Genomic DNA, 683 nt, shown 5'->3' on the forward strand with positions numbered 1-683 from the left:
ATCGTCCCGGCCCGCTGTCGCTGGCGTTCTTTTAAAATCGGGAACCGATCGAGAATCTCTTCCAGCCGATCTTCGGGAACTTCCGGCAGACTGAACGCACCCATGAGGAGATTTTCTCGAACGGTCATCGATGAAAAGAGGCTGTCGCTCTGCGGCACATAACTAACACCCCGCTCGATAATGGCATTCGTGTCCATTCCTTCGATGGACTCGCCGTTGAGCGTAATCGATCCGTCCATGTACGTCGTCAATCCGAGAACAGATTTCATCGCCGTGGATTTTCCTGCGCCGTTCGGCCCGACGATGGTTACATACTCACTGTCATCGACGGTCATATCGACATTGGATAAGATCTGTAGATCGCCGTACCCGGCGTCCAGTCCTTCTACATCAAGAACAGTCACACGTCATCACCACCGAGGTACGCCTCGATTACGCGCTCATCTGATTTCACATCGTCCGGGGAACCGGTCGTCAGGACCCCGCCTTGATGCATGACTACGACTCGCTCGCAGTTGTCCATGATGAGATCGATGTCGTGTTCGATGAGGAGGAACGAGTAACCGTCCTCGACGAGATCTTCGATTCGACTGAGGATCTTCTGCTCGAGAGTTGGGTTCACCCCGGCTAGCGGCTCGTCTAACAGCACGATATCCGGGTCTGTCAATAGTGCTCGAGCGATT

At 54.0% G+C, this 683-nt stretch carries 1 protein-coding gene and 1 pseudogene; both read right to left on the bottom strand.

Annotated features, from left to right (window positions below):
• Window positions 1-404: ATP-binding cassette domain-containing protein (locus EXE45_RS17310; RefSeq protein ID WP_137695060.1), on the bottom strand; the 404-nt coding region annotated here is incomplete at its 3' end.
• Window positions 401-683: pseudogene (locus EXE45_RS17315) on the bottom strand (ABC transporter ATP-binding protein); the annotation flags it as partial. The pseudogene EXE45_RS17315 and the gene EXE45_RS17310, both read right to left, overlap by 4 nt.

Source organism: Halorubrum sp. SP9 (assembly GCF_005435015.1).
Taxonomy (GTDB): Archaea; Halobacteriota; Halobacteria; order Halobacteriales; family Haloferacaceae; genus Halorubrum; species Halorubrum sodomense.